Origin of the sequence: Paraburkholderia sp. CNPSo 3076, from assembly GCF_026343935.1 — a bacterium.
Lineage (GTDB): Bacteria > Pseudomonadota > Gammaproteobacteria > Burkholderiales > Burkholderiaceae > Paraburkholderia > Paraburkholderia nodosa.
The window spans coordinates 304,062-320,582 of the sequence record NZ_JAPMAL010000001.1; the positions used below are offsets into that span (position 1 = coordinate 304,062).

The window sequence follows — 16,521 nt, forward strand, 5'->3', positions numbered from 1 at the left end:
GTGGGGAGCCCTCGCGGCGCATCCGCGCGCATGTTAGTGTTCGAAATTCCCTCCTGCATGGAGCCGCCAGCATGTCTCCCCTCGCCGCCGTTGCCAGCATTCTCCTCGCTGTTCTACTCGGGGCCATGAGTCCCGGCCCGAGCTTCGTGCTCGTCGCGCGCAACTCGATCGGTCTCTCGCGCCGCGACGGCGTCGCCACTGCGCTGGGCATGGGCACGGGTGCAATCTGCTTCGCGGGCATCGCACTCGGCGGGCTCTACACCCTGCTCGCCACCGTTGCCTGGCTGTATGCCGCGCTCAAGATCGCAGGCGGCGCCTATCTGCTCTACATCGCTTCGCGCATCTGGCGCGGCGCCGGCTCGCCCGTCACGGTGAGCAGGACGGCCACACCGGACGAGCGCCCCGGCAAGTCGTACTGGAGCGGCCTCACCACCCAGTTGAGCAACCCGAAAACGGCCATTGCCTACGGCGGCATCTTCGTCGCGCTGCTGCCGCATAACCCGCCGCTGTGGTGCTACTTCGCGCTGCCGCCGCTCGTCTTCGCGATCGAAACCGGCTGGTACACGGTCGTCGCGCTGTGCTTTTCGAGCCAGCGTCCGCGCGATCTTTATCTGCGCGCCAAGAGCTGGATCGACCGCATTGCGGCCGGCGCCATCGCAGCGCTGGGCCTGCGCCTCATTTTCAGCGCCGGGCATCGCGGGATCTGACGTCGCCCCGCCGGCCGCGGCCAGGAGGTCGCGCCCGGCGCATCGGATTTTTTTGCGTGACGCGCTTGACAATCTATCTTCCAGTAGATAAATTGGAGCCCATGGATACGAAGTTGACAGTGCGGGAGCAGGTTCTCGACCACGCCATTACCCTCATGATGCTGCGCGGCTACAACGGGTTCAGCTACCGCGACCTGTCCGAGCTGGTGGGCGTGAAAACGTCGAGCATCCACTATTACTTCCCGTCGAAAGACGACCTGGTGCTGGAAGCGGTGAGCCAGTACAGCGGTGAAGTCATGGCGGGATTGCAATCGATCGACGCGGCGCTGCCGGCGCGCGAAAAGCTCGCTACGTACACGCGGCTGTTCGGCAAGACGCTGGGCGACGGCAACCAGATCTGTCTGTGCGGCATGCTGGCCGCCGACATCGAGTCGCTGCCGGAAACCGTGCGCCACGCCGTGCAGGCGTTTTTCCGCGCCAACGAAAACTGGCTGGCCGAGGTGCTGGCTCAAGGCGCGAAAGAAGGCACGCTAGTCGTGAGGGGCAAGCCCGAAAGCTCGGCGCGTACGCTGTTCGCGGCCTTGCAGGGCAGCGTGCTGGCGAGCCGGCTGTTTCACACGAAGTCGCGCCTCGAAGATGTCGAAGCCATGTGGCGCGTGGCTCAGTAACGTATTCTTGCCCGTAAAACGGGGCGGCTAGCCGCCTCTTTTATTGGACCATGAATTCTATCTTCTGATAGATAGCTAGAAAGAGGAGCATCATGAACGTGTTTCGACGGCCGGAAATCTATCTGGTGATAGATAGAATCCAGAAATTGACGACCGGAAATTCGCAAGCGCTGCTCTTCTGCTGGACCCTGGTGCACAAGGTTGTCGCCTTGCACCATTAAATTGAATGCCGTACTCCGCCGTACCTTCAACGAACCGTCTTTGCTCAAAGGAGCCTGTCATGTCGATCGAAAAAGTTCTCTACCGCGCCGAAGCCAACGTCACCGGCGGCCGCGATGGCCGTGCCGTCATTCCCGCCAGCAACCTGGACCTGAAGCTCACCACGCCGCGCGAACTCGGCGGCGCGGGCGGTGACGGCACGAACCCCGAGCAACTGTTCGCCGCGGGCTACAGCGCATGCTTCATCGGCGCGATGAAGTTCGTCTCGGCGCGCGACAAGATTTCCCTGCCCGCCGATCTCTCGATCACCGGCAATGTCGGCATCGGCCAGATTCCGAATGGCTTCGGTATTGAAGTCGAACTGAAGATTTCGCTGCCCGGCATGGATCGCGCGGCCGCGCAGGCCCTCGTCGACAAGGCGCATATCGTGTGTCCGTATTCGAACGCCACGCGCGGCAACATCGACGTGACGCTCACCATCGTCTAAGCCGCGAGCCGCAGGCAGCACGAGTCGAGGGCCGCCATAAGCGGCCCTCGGTTTATTTGCCGGCCGCTCACGCAGCCTGAGCGTCGCGCGCGAGTCCCGCCATGAGGCCGCTTGCCCGCTGCACCTTGGCGAGCACCGCGCGATCGAGCACGGAGCGCCCCTCGGGCACCGCGAGCGTGAGAAACGAACGCGCACGCGTAATGCCGGTGTAGACGAGTTCGCGCGTAAGAATGGGGCTGTACGTATCGGGCAGCACGAGTGCGGCGTGGGTGAACTCCGAGCCCTGCGATTTGTGGACGGTGAGCGCGAACACCGTCTCGACGCCCTGCAGCCGGCTCGGTGAGACCCACTTCACGCCACCCGAGCCGTCGCCGGCCGGGAAGGCCACGCGCAGCACGGGCGGCTCGCCCGCTGCAACGGGCAGGTCGAGCGCGATGCCGATATCGCCGTTCATGAGCCCAAGCTCGTAGTCGTTGTGCATGACGAGCACGGGCCGGCCCGCGTACCAGTCGCCGTGCGGGTCGATGAGCCCTTCTTCGTGCAGCAGGCGCGCCACGCGGCGGTTCAGGCCTTCGACGCCCCACGGACCGCCCCGCAGCGCGCACAGCAACTGAAACGCGCCATGCGCCTTGAGCACGCCAGCGGCCCAGCCGGACAGTGCCTCGGGCGTCGCGCCGGATTCGGGCCGGGTCGTGCGCATCGTTTCGAGGTAGTGGCGGTAGCCCAGGCGCTGCGATTGCGCGGCGCTGTGTTCGCCCACGCGGCCATCGACGATCAGCGAGCGCAACGGGCCGTCATCGTCGGCGGGACACACGAGGCGCGCGAGATCCTCGTAACCGCGCGACCAGATCTTCGCGACCCCCACGGCATCGCCCATGTTGACGAGTTCGGCCAGTGCGCCGATGCCGCTCTCCGATGCGAAACGATGGCTCTCGCGCAGCATCGCGATGGCCTGGTCGAGCGGCAGGCCGTGCGCGTCGAGCATGGCCGCGTCGATGCGCTCGCCCGTGGCCGCTTCGAGCCACGCCCGCGACGCCTGCGTGTAGTGCCCTTCGCGCGCACGGTCGCACAATTCGCCCAGCACCGCCCCGGCCTCGACCGAAGCGAGCTGATCCTTGTCGCCAAGCAGGATGAGCCGCGCGGTGGGCGGCAGCGCGTCGAGCACGGCGGCCATCATTTCGAGGTCGACCATCGAGGCCTCGTCGATTACGAGCACGTCCACGGGCAGCGGATTCGCGGCGTCGTGCCTGAAGCGCCGGCTGCCGGGCCGCGTACCGAGCACGCGATGCAGCGTGGTCACGACGGTCGGGATCGCATTGCGCAGCGCCACGGCATCGACGTGCGCCTGCAGCGCATCGAAGGGCAGCCGCTCCACCGCGCCCGCGATCGATTCGTTCAAGCGCGCCGCGGCCTTGCCGGTGGGGGCGGCAAGCCGGATGCGCAAGGGCCGCGCGGCACGCGTTCCCTGCCCCGCACGGCCGAATGCGAGTGTCTGCAGGAGTGCCAACAATCTCACGACCGTCGTCGTCTTGCCCGTGCCCGGCCCGCCCGTGACGATGCTGAACGCGCTGCGCGCGGCGAGCGCGCAGGCGAGCTTCTGCCAGTCGGCGGCGCGCGCAGCTTGACCAGCTCCTGGCTCGCCGTTACGCGGCGCGAACAGCGCGTCGAGCGCCGCGTGCGCGACGTCGAGCGGCAACGCGGCTTCGAGCTGCGAAGCGCGTGTGAGCCGGCGCTCGATGCCCTCCCGCACGTCCTGCTCGTATTGCCAGTAGCGCCGCAAATAGAGCCTTGTGTCCGCAAGCACGAGCGGCGCATTGCCTTGTGCCACGTCGGCAATCGCCGTCTCCTCGCTCACGAGATCGGGCACCGCGAGCGCTGCGCGCCACTGCGCGAGTGTCACGCCCGCGAGCACTTCGGCAGGCGGCTGCGCCGGCACCGCGGCCAGCATTTGCGGCCCGTCGGGCGGCAGGGACAACGCGAACGCCGGATCTTCCAGCGTGGCCTTCAGGTCGAGACACACATGACCGCGCCCAAGCTGATGGCTCGCAAGCGCGGCCGCCAGCAACAGCAACGGCGGGCTGTGCGGCGCTTCCGTCCACAAGAAGCGTGCGAACGCGGCATCGAGCGTACGGAGCCAGCCGCGCTCGACCCAATTGTCGAGCACGCCGAGCATCTGCGCGGCCGTTTCGCGCGCGGCGCCCAGCCTCGGTTGCGGCGCGGCGTCCGGCATGTCCGGATGCTCGAACAGATCGCCGGTGAGGCCGTCCTGCCTTTTCGTGCGGCGCCTCGTCATGCCACATCCTCCAGCGTATCGCGACGCGAGAAGAGCGCGTCGAGTCGTTCGATCAGCTCGCGCGGCGGCCGCTCGCAATGCAGCCCCTGCCCCGGCGCGCGGCCGCCGCGCAGGAACAGATACACGGCGCCGCCCACGTGACGGTCATAGTCGTAGTCGGGCAGGCGCGACTTGAGCAGCCGGTGCAGCGCGAACAGATAGAGCACGTATTGCAGCTCGTAGCGCGAATGCAGGATCTGCGCGCGCATTTTCGCGCTCGTGTAGGACGCATCGTCGGGGCCGAGCCAGTTCGACTTGTAGTCGGCCACGTAATAGCGGCCTTCGTGTTCGAACACGAGATCCATGAAGCCCTTGAGCATACCGTTGAGCGTGGCGGCGTCGAGCGCGGGGCGCGCCTCGCCGTCCAGCGTGAATTCGGTGACAAGCGCGTCGATTGCGAGCGTATCGACGGCATGCGCCGTGACCCAGAACTCCAGTTCGGCCATATACGCGCCGGGTTCGAACGCCGCGAACGCCACGGGCGCCACGCGCTCGCCTTCGATGTCCGGCAGACGCAGCGGCGTGCGCACGAGTTCCAGCATCCACGCCGTGAGCGTCTCGATCCAGTGCGACCAACCGCGCACGCTGCAGCGGCGCGCGACCATGTCGCGCACGCGCGCTTCGTCCTGCGCGATTTCGGCGAAGCCTTCGTTGGCGGCCCATTCCATCAGTTCGTGCAGGAAGGTGCCCGCATCCGCGCCGCGCTCGAAGCCGTGCATCGGCGCAAGCGCGGGTGCGACGAGTGCCTGGCCGGCGCTTGCGAATGCTTCTTCGTCCTCGGGCGGCACGCTCGCCTCGAGCAGTTCGAGGAACACGTCCTCGCTGCGCGTGTCGGGCGCGCCGCGCGCATCGTCCGCTTCGACAGGAACGCCCGAACCGATCGACGTTTCGAGCGTCTTCAGGCTCGAATAGCTCGCGATCCACCAGCGTTCGCGCTCGCGATGCGCGAGCTTGCGCGCCTCGCCGCGCACGGCGCCGGTGTCGCGCAGCGCGAGCACATCGCGACGCGCTTCGGGAGCGGGCGCGACGGCGATGTCCGCGCACGGGCCGCGCAAAGTTTCGAGAAATGCTTCGGTTTCCTCAGCAGGAATGGCCGCGCCGCCGCCCAGCAAATAACCGAACGCGCTCGCCTCGACGCCCTGCACCGGTCCATAGCCGACCCAGGTCGCGTAACGCGCGCGCGTCAGTGCGACGTAGAGCTTGCGCAGATCTTCGCCGAGGCGCTCGCGATCGGCCTGGCGCAGCACGCGCGCGTCGGCCTGGAGCGTGACGCGCAAATCGCCCTCCTCGTCGTGCCACTTGAACGGCACGTCGTCGGGCTTGACGGCGCGGTGCGCGCACGCGAACGGCAAAAACACGAGCGGATATTCCAGGCCCTTCGACTTGTGGATCGTCACCACCTGCACGAGTCCCGCATCGCTTTCCAGACGCAACTGGCGCGCGTCGCCCCCGCCGCCCGCGCTTTCATCTTCGCGCTGCTCGTCGAGATAGCGGATCAGCGCGTGCTCGCCGTCGAGCTGCGTGCTCGCCTGTTGCAGCAGTTCGGCGAGATGCAGCAGGTTCGTGAGTGCGCGCTCGCCATTGAGCCCGGCACCAGCCGCCTCGCCAAGCAAGCGCTGCGGCACGTGAAAGTCGTTGAACAAGCGGCGCAACATCGGCAGCACGCCCTTCCTGCGCCAGCATTCGCGGTACTCGCGGAACTGCAGCACGCGCGACTCCCACGCGATCTCGTCGTGCCCGAGCCGGTCGAGTTCGGCCCATGCGAGCCCGAGCGTGGCCGTAGCGAGCGCCGTGCGCACGAGGCGGCCGTCGTCGGGCTCGGCACAGGCAGCGAGCCAGAAGCGCAGTTCCTCGGCCTGCGGCGTCTGGTACACCGAGTCGCGATCCGAGAGATAGACGCTGCGCACGCCGCGTGCGGCCAGCGCTTCGCGTATCGCCCGCGCCTCGCTGCGGTTGTTGACGAGCACCGCCATGTCGGCGGGCTGCAACGGCCGCATGCCGCGTTCGCCCGAGAAACCCGCGGCCTGCTCCTGGCCGAGATTGAGCAGGCGCACCATCTCGGTCGCGCAGCTGCCCGCCATGCCCGCGAGATACGCGCCCTTGCTGAGCGGCTTGCCATCCGCGGGAGGCGGCATCCACCAGACGTTGAGCGCGGGCAGCGCCGCACCGGCGGCAACCAGCTTCTCGGGCCGCCCATGCGCATCGGCAGCCACGAACGGCAGCGCGTTTTCACATCCATCAGGGCTACGAAACAAAAACGCACCGCTGCCCTCGGGCCGCGACTCCGCCGCCTCGAAGCAACGGTTCACCGCCTCGACCATCGCGCGCGTCGAGCGGAAATTCTTCTTGAGCGTATAGAGCCGACCTTCGCAGGCACGGCGCGCGCGCAGGTAAGTGTAGATGTCGGCGCCACGAAACGCGTAGATCGCCTGCTTCGGATCGCCGATCAGGATGATTGCCGTCCCGGTGTCGTGTTCGGCGATACGATAGACCGCATCGAAGATCTGGTACTGAACCGGATCGGTGTCCTGAAACTCGTCGATCAGCGCGACCGGGTACTGCTTGCGGATGATTTCCGCGAGACGCGGGCCGTTCTCCCGCTGCAGCGCCGCGCGCAGCCGCGTGAGCAGATCGTCGAAGCCCATTTGCGAGCGGCGCGCCTCCTCTTCCTCGAAGCGCTTCGCCACCCAGCGCGCGGCGTGGCACAGCAGGTCCTGTTTCGCCTCGGGCGGCGAAGCGAGCGACTCGCGCAAGCTTTCCATCGCCACGAAGGCCGCATGCTCCGGCGGCTCGCCCTTCACCCAGATCTCGGCGAGGCCCGCGGGCGTGAGGCGCGTCCACACGGCCGCCTTGTCGTCGAAGCCCGGATGCGCCGATTCAGGATCGTTGGCCCAGTCGCGCAGCTTGCCGACCCATGTTTCGCCGTGCTTCGAATTGAGCTTTCTGGCGTCGAACTGTTTCGCCGCGCGCGCCGCGTTGAGCAACCCCTCGACCTCGTCGATCCAGACGCGCCACGGCGACTTCAGCGTTTCGAGTTCGTCGCGGGCGCGCTGGCGGGCGTCTGCTAGCGCCGCGTCGGGGTCGCATGCATCGGGCAAAAGCTCGGCGTGCGCGAGCAGCCCGCGTATCGCACTGTGCAATTCGTCGGGACTCGCGAACCATGCCCTCACTTCGGCGGCGCTCGCCGCGTCGAGCGGCGCCATGAAGGTGCGCCAGTAGTCGCGCACGACTTCCGCGCGCAATTCCGTCTGGTCGGTTTCGAGCGTCTGCGAAAAGAGGCTGTCGCTGTCGAACGCGTGCTCGCTCAGCATGCGGTTGCACCAGCCGTGGATCGTCGAGACCGCGGCCTCGTCCATCCATTCGGCCGCCAGTTGCAGGCGGCGTGCGCACGCGGGCCACTGCTCCGGCGAGTAGTCCTCGCGCAGGTCGTGCAACAGGTCTTCTCCCGGCTCGCGTCCGGGCACGTCTTCAGGCTCGACGCGGAAGCATTCGGCGGCTTCGATGAGGCGCGCGCGAATGCGCTCGCGCAGTTCCTTCGTGGCCGCATCGGTAAACGTCACGACGAGAATTTCGGGCGGCGTGAGCGCGCGTCCCGCCGTGCGCGCCTCGTCATCGAAATCGGCTTCGTCGCTTGCTGCGTTGAGCGCGCCGTGCCCCAGCACGAGGCGCACGTACAGCATGGCAATCGTGAAGGTCTTGCCCGTGCCCGCGCTCGCTTCGATCAGGCGGCTGCCGTAAAGCGGAAAGCGCAGCGGCTCCAGGACTTGTGCGTCCATATTCCCGAGCGGATTCATGGCGTCCCTCCTGCGTCGCTCGAGGCCCGCTTCGTACGCGACGACGCGAGCGGCGCGCGACTTACTGGCAGCAGCAGCGTCGTGGCGAGCGTGATGAAATCGTCGTGGGCAACGAGCGCGTCGAAAGCGGGGAAAGCGCGGCGCAAATACGCATTCGTCTCGCGCTCGCCGGGCGAGCGGCCATTGCCCTCGTAGACCGCGCGTGCGGCTTCCCACGCTTCAGCAGGCACCATCGCGCGCGTGCCGTCGAATGGATCAGGCAACTTGCGCAGCCATGCGAACGCGGTCCTCACCGCGAGCGGCAAGGGCCGGCGCGCACCGTCGTCCCATGCGGCAAGCAGCGCGAGCAGATAGTCGCGCGCAACCTGCGCGTCGAGCGGCGCGAACTCCGCCACGCCCACCTTGCTCACGATCACCGTGGTCACCGGCCCTGCCGCGATCTGCGCGGCTACGTGCGCGACCCAATACGGCACGAGACGGTCACTCCGATAGCGGCTGTCCTTCACGAGCGTGCCCGGCTCCAGAATCACGCGGCCGAGTGCGCCGTCCGGACCCGCACGCAAATCGTCGAGCCAGTCGTCGAGCGCAACGATGCGGCCTTGCAGCGTCGCGTCGAGACGAATTTCGTATTGACGCTCGAGCGGCTCAGGCCAGCGCGCGAGCGCCTTGCGATATTCGACGAACAGCTCGGGCATGGGCGCGAGCAGTTCTTCGCCGATCACCTCGCCAAAGCCGCCGGTCGCGAGGTCGCCGCTGCGATGCATGCGCTCGAGGCGGGCAAGCGCGGCCGGTTCGAGATCGTCTTCGCCGCGCTCCATCGCCAGGACCTGCGCGCGGATCAGTTCGCCCTGGAGTTGCCATGCCTGCAACGCGTCCACCTCGAAGGGCTCGTGATTTTCGCTCGCCGCGTCTTCACTCTCGAAGGCCACGCGCAGACGCTGCCGGAAGAAGCTGCGAACCGGCTCGCGCAGGAATTCGCCGAGCTCGCGAATCGACAGCGGCTCATCGCGTTCAGTCGGCGCGAGGACTTCGGCGTTCGCCTCAGCCGCAGGCCGCACCTGTGCGGGCTTGCCCCACTCGTGCGCATACGTGTAAAGCGTCGCCTCTTCTGGCCGCGGAGGGAAATAGTCCGGGCTGAACGGCTGCAGGCGATGCTCGATGGTCAACGCGTCGAGCAGCGCTCCGCCATCGTCGTGTTCGTCGCCTTCGAGCCGCCAGCCGGCCTTCAGATGATCGCGCAACTGTCCGACCAGCACCGAAGGCGGACGCGGCGTGTTGTCGGTCACGCTGCGCCCAATCCACGATACATGCAGATGGTCGCGCGCCGAGAGCAGCGCTTCGAGGAACAGATAGCGGTCGTCTTCGCGGCGCGAACGGTCGCCGGGACGATAGTCGCGGCGCATGAGGTCGAAGTCGAGCGGCGTGCGGCTGCGCGGATAGTCGCCGTCGTTCATGCCGAGCAGGCACACGCGCCGGAACGGAATCGCCCGCATCGGCATGAGCGTGGCGAAGGTCACGGCGCCCGCGAAGAAGCGCTGCGAGAGGCCACCGCCTTCGAGCGCCGCGAGCCAGTTTTCCGCGACGATGGCGAGCGGCAAGGTCTGCGTGAGCGCGGCTTCATCGCAGGCCTCGCGCCACGTTTCGAGCGCGCCGTCGAGGCGGTCGAGCGTGTAGGCGTCTTCGTCCTGCGCCGCGAAAAACGCCGCCTTCAACGCGCGCAGACGCTCGCACCACGCTTCCACCGTGGCCGGTTCGCGCAGCGTGCGCCACGCGTGGTCGAGCGCATCCACGAGGCGCGTGAGCGGGCCCAGCAACGCGGCGTCGAGGCCGCCGATCTCGCTGTACGGCTCGATGCCGCGCCATGCGCCCGCACGCTCGCCCGCGGCGTAGCCCAGCAGCATGCGCCGCAAACCGAACGCCCAGCTGTTGGGTGCGCTCAGTTCGTCGGCCTGGGGGAGCCCGAGGCTCGCGCGCTGGCCCGCATGCAGGCCCCAGCGAATATTCGCGCCGTCGATCCAGTTGCGCAGCGTGGGCACGTCTTCGGCGTCGATGCCAAAGCGCGCACGCACGGCCGGCACTTCGAGCAGGTCGAGCACGTCGCTCACCGTCACGCGCGAGTACGGCAGCGCAAGCAGCATTTCCAGCGCGCCGATGAGCGGGTCGAACGCGCGCTGCGCGCGGTCGGCCACGCTGAACGGAATGCTGCGCGGATCGTTGCCGTCGAGCAGGCCGAACACGGCCTGGATATGCGGCGCGTAGACCTCGATGTCGGGCACCATCACGATCACGTCGCGCGCACGCAATGTGGGGTCCGCCGCAAACGCGGCGAGCAGGCGGTCGTGCAGGATCTCCACTTCGCGCTGTGCGCTATGTGCAACGTGAAAGCGAATCGATTCGTCTTCCTGCGCATTGACCGGTTCCCAGTGCTCGCGCGTCTCGCCGAGCGGCCGCAGATCGCGAATGTCGTCCTGCAACTGCGAGAGCAGCGTGAGCGCGTCTTCGCCGTCGAACAGATCGATACGCTGGCCGATGCGCGTGAAATGCGGCGTGTAGGTCTCGCGCGCTTCGTCGCTATCGTATTCGTCGAGCAGGCCGATGAAGTCGCGCCCCTGCTTGCCCCAGGCCGCGAGTAACGGCTGCGAATGCAGATGCAGCTGCGCCTCGTCGAGCTGGTCGGGCGCCCCCGCGCGGCGGCGCTGGCGCGCGTGGCGTGCGCGCAGCAGGTCCTGGTCGGCGACGATGTCGGCCCAGTAGTGCATGCACGGGTTATGCACGCACATCAGCACCTGGCTCCAGCGCGCGAGCGCCGCGAGGACTTCCACCGACTGGCGCGCGAGGCTCGAAATGCCGAACACCACGAGCCGGCGCGGCAGGCCTTTCGGCCGGGCGTCGCCCTCCTGCCATGACTGCGCGCGCGCCATGAACGCTTCGTGCACGGCGGCGCGCCCCGTGTCGCGCAAGCCGATGCCGTCTTGCGCCTGTGCGCTCACGTCCGCGAGCAGCGCGCGCCAGAGCGCCGCCTGCCAGCGCGCCTCCTCGGGCAACGGCACGCGCGCGTTGCGCGCATCGATCAGCACGTCCTCGTTCGCGGCCCACGCGGAGAGCCAGTCCGCGCGATAGACCTGGTACTGGTCGAGCAGATCCGCCACGCGCTGAGCGAGCTGGAAGCACTTGCGCTGGTCCTCGTCGTTGGCCATGAAGCGCTTGAGCGGCTGATAGCCCGGCTCGTCGAGCAGTGCCGGCAGCATGCGCATGAGACGCCAGACGAGGCGCGACTTGTCGAACGGCGAGACCGCGGGCACCGCGTCGTTGCCGAGCACGGCGCGATACACCTGCCACAGGAAACGCGACGGTAGCGACATTTCGAACGCCGCCGCGATCCCGCAGCCGCCCTCCTCGGGATCGGCGGCAAACGCGAGCTTGAGCCACTGCGCGATGCCGTTGCTCTGCACGAGGAACATTTCCTTTTCGAGCGGCGCGATCGGGTTCTGGCCGATCCAGCTCACGATCAGGTCGCGCATGCGCTCGGGCTGATTGCCGTGAACGAGCATCAGCCCGGTGGGCAGGTCGCGCGCGCTCAAGCGAGGCTCCGGCGCGCCTGACACACGTTACGCGCGGGTTGGGCAGATGGGGCGGGGATGCGGAGAAAAAGGATTGCGGCCATGTCGCCTGTTCGTGTTGGGTGCCGGTACGCGCCGGTACTTGCCGATATTTGCCGATATTTGCCGATACGAATGGCGCAGGCGGCATTGCGCCTGCGCAATGCGACAGTTTACGACAATCGGGAGCGCGGCGAGCGCCGCATTCGCGCGCAGGCCGCGGTGTTGGCACCGGCAGGCACGGTCTAGCCCAAACGCTTGCCCGTCGCCGGATCGAAGAAATGCAGGCGCGCCGGCGGCAGGTGCGCCGCCAGCCGCTCGCCGGGCGTGGGCCGCGTTTCGTGCGGCAGACGCACCACCACATCCGCGCTGCCCCAGCGGCCGTGCGCGAGATTGTCCGCGCCGAGCAGCTCACAAGTCTCGACTTCGAGCGTGACCGGCTCGTTGGCGCCGCGCGCGTGCATATGCTCGGGCCGCACGCCCAGCACGCAATCGGCGCCCTTCGGCAGCCAGGCCGGCGCATCGCCAAGCGGCAGATGAGGCCCGTTGCCCGCGATTTCGAAGCGCCGGCCGTCGTCGCTCACGCGCCCGCGCAGCAGGTTCATGGCCGGCGAGCCGATGAAGCTCGCCACGAACATCGAAGCGGGCCGGTCGTACACCTCGCTGGGCGTGCCGATCTGCTCCGCGCGCCCGCCGTTGAGCACCATCACGCGCTGCGCGAGCGTCATCGCCTCGATCTGGTCGTGCGTGACGTACAGGCTCGTCGTACGCAGGCGCGCATGCAGACGCTGGATTTCAAGGCGCATCTGCACGCGCAGCTTCGCATCGAGGTTCGAGAGCGGCTCGTCGAACAGGAACACCGAAGGCTCGCGCACGATCGCGCGGCCCATCGCCACGCGCTGGCGCTGGCCGCCCGACAGCTCGCGCGGCTTGCGCTCCAGCAGCTTGCCCAGTTCCAGGATCTCGGCGGCCGCCGCCACGCGCGAGTCGATCGTCGTGCGGTCGAGCCCCTGCAGCTTGAGGCTATAACCCATGTTGCGCGCGACCGTCATGTGCGGATAAAGCGCGTAGTTCTGGAACACCATGGCGATGTCGCGATCCTTCGGCTCCACGCGATTGACCACTTTCTCGCCGATGGCGATCTCGCCCGACGTGATGGTCTCCAGCCCCGCGACCATGCGCAGCAGCGTGGACTTGCCGCAGCCCGACGGGCCGACGAGCACCATGAATTCGCCGTCCGCCACCTGCACGTCGATGCCGTGCAACACCTGTTGCGCGCCGTCGTACGACTTCGTGACGCCCCGTATGCTCAATGCCGCCATGCCGACCCCCGAATTGCATCCATACTTATTTCTCCACGTCCACGAGGCCGCGCACGAACCAGCGCTGCATGGCCAGCACCACCACGAGCGGCGGCAGCATGGCGATCATCGTCGCGCACATCACGAGATGCCATTGCGTCGCCGCGTCGCCGCTCGAAATCATGCTCTTGATGCCCACCACGGCGGTCGTCATCGAAGCCGTGCTCGACATGAGAATCGGCCACAGATACTGGTTCCAGCCGTAGATGAACGTGATGACGAAAAGCGACGCGATGTTCGTCTTGGAAAGCGGCAGCACCACGTCCCAGAAAAAACGCAACGGCCCCGCGCCGTCGATACGCGCGGCCTCGATCAGCTCGTTGGGCAGCGTGAGGAAGAACTGGCGGAACAGAAACGTGGCCGTGGCCGAGGCGATGAGCGGCAGCGTGAGGCCCGCGTAGGTGTTCGTGAGATGCAGCGTGGCCGCGACCTGCACCGTGGGGAAAATGCGCACTTCCACGGGCAGCATGAGCGTCACGAAGATCAGCCAGAACGCGAGACGCCGGAACGGGAAGCGGAAAAACACGATCGCATAGGCCGAGATGATCGAAATGGCGATCTTGCCCACCGAAATCACGAGCGCCGTGATGACGCTGTTCATGAGCATCGCGCCGAATGGGCTCGCTGCGCTGCCCGTGCCCACGTTCCACACGGTGGCCATGTTCGCGAACAGATGGGTGCCCGGCACGAGCGAGAGCGGCACCGAGAAGACTTCTTTCTCGTTCATCGTGGCGGCGCAAAACGCCACGTACACAGGAAAGGCCACCACCGCCACACCGAGCAGCAGCATGACGTGGCAGAACAGGTTGAAGTACTTGCGGTTCTCGACCATCAGTACTGAACCCGTCGTTCGATGAAGCGGAACTGGAAGATCGTGAGCGCGGTCACGATCAGCATCAGCACGACTGACTGCGCGCCCGAGCTGCCGATGTCGAGGCCCCGAAAGCCCTCGTCGAAGATCTTGTAGACGAGCGTGCGCGTGGCCTGGCCAGGGCCGCCTCCCGTTGCCGCATCGATTACGGGGAAGGTGTCGAAGAGCGCGTAGACCACGTTCACCACGAGCAGAAAGAAGCTCGTGGGCGAAAGCAGCGGGAACGCAATGCCGAAGAAGCGCCGCATGGGGCCCGCGCCGTCGATGGCGGCCGCCTCGAAAAGCGATTGCGGAATCGACTGCAGGCCCGCGTAGAAGAACAGGAAGTTGTAGCTGATCTGCTGCCAGACCGATGCGATCACAACGAGCGTCATGGCCTGGCCGGGGTTGAGCGCGTGATTCCACGTCACGCCGAAGCGTGCGAGCGCAAAGGTCACGAGGCCGATGCTCGGGTTGAACAGAAAGCCCCACAACACGGCGGCAATGACGGGCGCGACCGCATACGGCCAGATGAGAAACGTTTGATAAAAGCGCTTGCCGCGCGTCACATGGTGCGCCATGGCTGCCAGCAGCAGCGAGATGGCGAGGCCGCCGAACGTGACGAGCGCCGTAAACACGAGCGTCGTCTGGACCGAAGCCAGATAGAGCGGATCGCGCAGGAGCCGCGTGAAGTTGGCGAAGCCGACGAAGACCGACGACGTGCCAAAGGCGTCCTGGGCCTGGGTGGACTGCAGGAGCGCCACCCCGGCCGGCCACAGGAAAAAGATCACGGTCACCGCAAGCTGCGGGCCGACGAGCAGGTACGGCAGCAGGCTCGCCCCAAAACGGGAGCGTTGTTCCATTGCGTCACTCTCCTCGAGTGGCGGCGTTCGGACGGGCGCGAACACCGGTTGACGCGGCTTGTTGATCGAATTGAGCCGCCTCATGGGCGGCGCCGCGTTCGCATTCTAGCCGAGACGCGTGACGATGCGGATCAAAGCGCGGACCAAAGCGCGGGACTGGAGGTCGCGCTGGGGCGCCCGGGGCGGGGTTGACGGAGGGAGGCATCGGGCGATCGGGCTGCGGGGCGTGTTGATCCGGCGCGCAGCGTATCCCGATCGCGATAATAGCGGGGACGTCACCGCCCCCTGACTTCATCGTTTGACTGGCCGCTCAGGCGAGCGCCGCGGCGGCGAATTTGCCCATGTCGGTGGCCGGATCGCGCAGCGCGTCGAGGTCGAGCTTCACGCCCTTGCCCACGAGCTTCTTGCCGCACAGGAAATCGGGCATCGAATTGACGGCGTCGACCGCGAGCAGCACGCGCTCCTTCAGGTAGTACACCGCGAAGCGCCGCGCGCCTGGGTCGCCGCGCACGATGGCCTCGTTATAGCCTTCGAGCAGGCCCACCGTCTGCAGCTTGAGGTCGTACTGATCGGACCAGAACCACGGCGCGTCGCACGCGGGGCGCGGCTTGCCGACGATCGCGGCGGCCGCGAGCTTCGCCTGCTCCACCGCGTTGTGCACGCTTTCCAGCCGCCCCGCGCGGCCATAGTGCGCAAGCGGCCGGTGCGCGCAATCGCCGATCGCAAAGACGTCCGGGTCGCTCGTGCGCGCGTCGTCGTCCACCTGAATGCCGTTGGCGCACGTGATGCCCGCCGCTTGCGCGAGCGCCTCGTTCGGCAGAATGCCGATACCGACCAGCGCGAGCGTGGCGGGTACGATCTCGCCGTCCGCGAGCTTCACGCCGCTGAGCTTGCCGCCCTCGCCCACGAGCGCCTCGATCTTCGCGTTCAGGCGCAGTGCCACGCCCTGCGCGCGATGCTCGTTCGCGTAGAAGGTGGAAACGCTCTCGCCCGTCACGCGGCCCAGCACGCGCGGCGCGGCTTCGAGCACCGTGACCTCGTGGCCGAACTGGCGCGCCGCCGCTGCCGCTTCGAGGCCGATATAACCGGCGCCGATCACCACGAGCTTTTCGCCCGGCTTCACGCGCTCGCGCAGCACGTCGGCGTCGGCGAGCGAGCGCAGCGCGATCACGCCCGCGAGATCGTGGCCCGGCACCGTCAACGCACGCGGCGTCGAGCCCGTGGCGAAAATCAGCTTGTCGTATTGAAGCTGGCTGCCGTCGGCGAGCCTGAGCGTGCGGCTCGCGCGGTCGAGCGACTGTGCGCTCGCGCCGAGCTTCAGCTCGATGCGCTGCTCGTCGTAGAAAGCGCGCGGTTTGAGCCACAGGCGCTCGACGTCGGCCTCGCCCTTCAAATAGGCCTTGCTAAGCGGCGGCCGGTGATAAGGGGGCACCGGTTCTTCACCGACAAGCACGACGCGGCCGCCAAACCCATATTGCCGCAGCAGCGCCGCGGCGTTGCCGCCCGCGTGCCCTGCCCCAACGATCACCACCGTGCTGCCGTCTTCTTGCATGTCCGCTCCCGCCTTTCCCGCTTGCTACACGTTAATTGATTCATCGCGCGCATCGGCGGCCACGACTTATACGCGCGCCTTAACGCTCG

Annotated in this window: 10 protein-coding genes; 3 read left to right on the forward strand and 7 right to left on the reverse strand. The window is 67.3% G+C overall.

Annotated elements, in window-relative coordinates; all coding sequences use genetic code 11:
* The first annotated feature begins 71 nt into the window (after positions 1-71).
* From M3A49_RS01395 to M3A49_RS01405, 3 genes are all read left to right on the forward strand, one after another.
* Positions 72-707: a LysE family translocator gene (locus M3A49_RS01395; RefSeq protein WP_266227193.1), complete on the forward strand. Its 636-nt coding sequence runs from the start codon at positions 72-74 to the stop codon at positions 705-707.
* 101 nt (positions 708-808) lie between these two features.
* Positions 809-1,375 carry a TetR/AcrR family transcriptional regulator gene (locus M3A49_RS01400; protein ID WP_028206143.1) on the forward strand — a complete coding sequence of 189 codons (567 nt, stop codon included), beginning with the start codon at positions 809-811 and terminating at the stop codon, positions 1,373-1,375.
* A 280-nt stretch (positions 1,376-1,655) separates the two neighbouring features.
* On the forward strand, positions 1,656-2,081 hold the full coding sequence (locus tag M3A49_RS01405) for an organic hydroperoxide resistance protein (RefSeq protein WP_254317596.1): 426 nt from the start codon (positions 1,656-1,658) through the stop codon (positions 2,079-2,081).
* A gap of 67 nt (positions 2,082-2,148) precedes the next feature.
* Here the strand turns inward: M3A49_RS01405 and recD are convergent, their stop codons facing one another.
* From recD to M3A49_RS01440, 7 genes are all read right to left on the reverse strand, one after another.
* Positions 2,149-4,374, reverse strand: coding sequence for an exodeoxyribonuclease V subunit alpha (recD, locus tag M3A49_RS01410; protein ID WP_266227194.1), 2,226 nt, complete (start codon positions 4,372-4,374; stop codon positions 2,149-2,151).
* Entirely contained in the window at positions 4,371-8,207 is a 3,837-nt protein-coding gene (gene recB, locus M3A49_RS01415; protein WP_266227195.1) for an exodeoxyribonuclease V subunit beta, read from the reverse strand. The genes recD and recB overlap by 4 nt, the downstream gene beginning before the upstream one ends.
* On the reverse strand, positions 8,204-11,788 hold the full coding sequence (gene recC, locus M3A49_RS01420; protein ID WP_266227196.1) for an exodeoxyribonuclease V subunit gamma: 3,585 nt from the start codon (positions 11,786-11,788) through the stop codon (positions 8,204-8,206). The genes recB and recC overlap by 4 nt, the downstream gene beginning before the upstream one ends.
* A gap of 263 nt (positions 11,789-12,051) precedes the next feature.
* Entirely contained in the window at positions 12,052-13,128 is a 1,077-nt protein-coding gene (locus M3A49_RS01425; protein ID WP_266227197.1) for a sn-glycerol-3-phosphate import ATP-binding protein UgpC, read from the reverse strand.
* Between the two features lie 25 nt (positions 13,129-13,153).
* Positions 13,154-13,999, reverse strand: coding sequence for a sn-glycerol-3-phosphate ABC transporter permease UgpE (gene ugpE / locus M3A49_RS01430; RefSeq protein WP_266227198.1), 846 nt, complete (start codon positions 13,997-13,999; stop codon positions 13,154-13,156).
* The gene (gene ugpA / locus M3A49_RS01435) at positions 13,999-14,880 is read right to left on the reverse strand and encodes a sn-glycerol-3-phosphate ABC transporter permease UgpA (RefSeq protein ID WP_266227199.1); all 882 of its coding nucleotides are present in this window, start codon (positions 14,878-14,880) and stop codon (positions 13,999-14,001) included. Before ugpA ends, ugpE begins: the two co-directional genes overlap by 1 nt.
* Before the next feature lie 310 nt (positions 14,881-15,190).
* Positions 15,191-16,432: an NAD(P)/FAD-dependent oxidoreductase gene (locus tag M3A49_RS01440; protein WP_266227200.1), complete on the reverse strand. Its 1,242-nt coding sequence runs from the start codon at positions 16,430-16,432 to the stop codon at positions 15,191-15,193.
* Positions 16,433-16,521 lie beyond the last annotated feature (89 nt).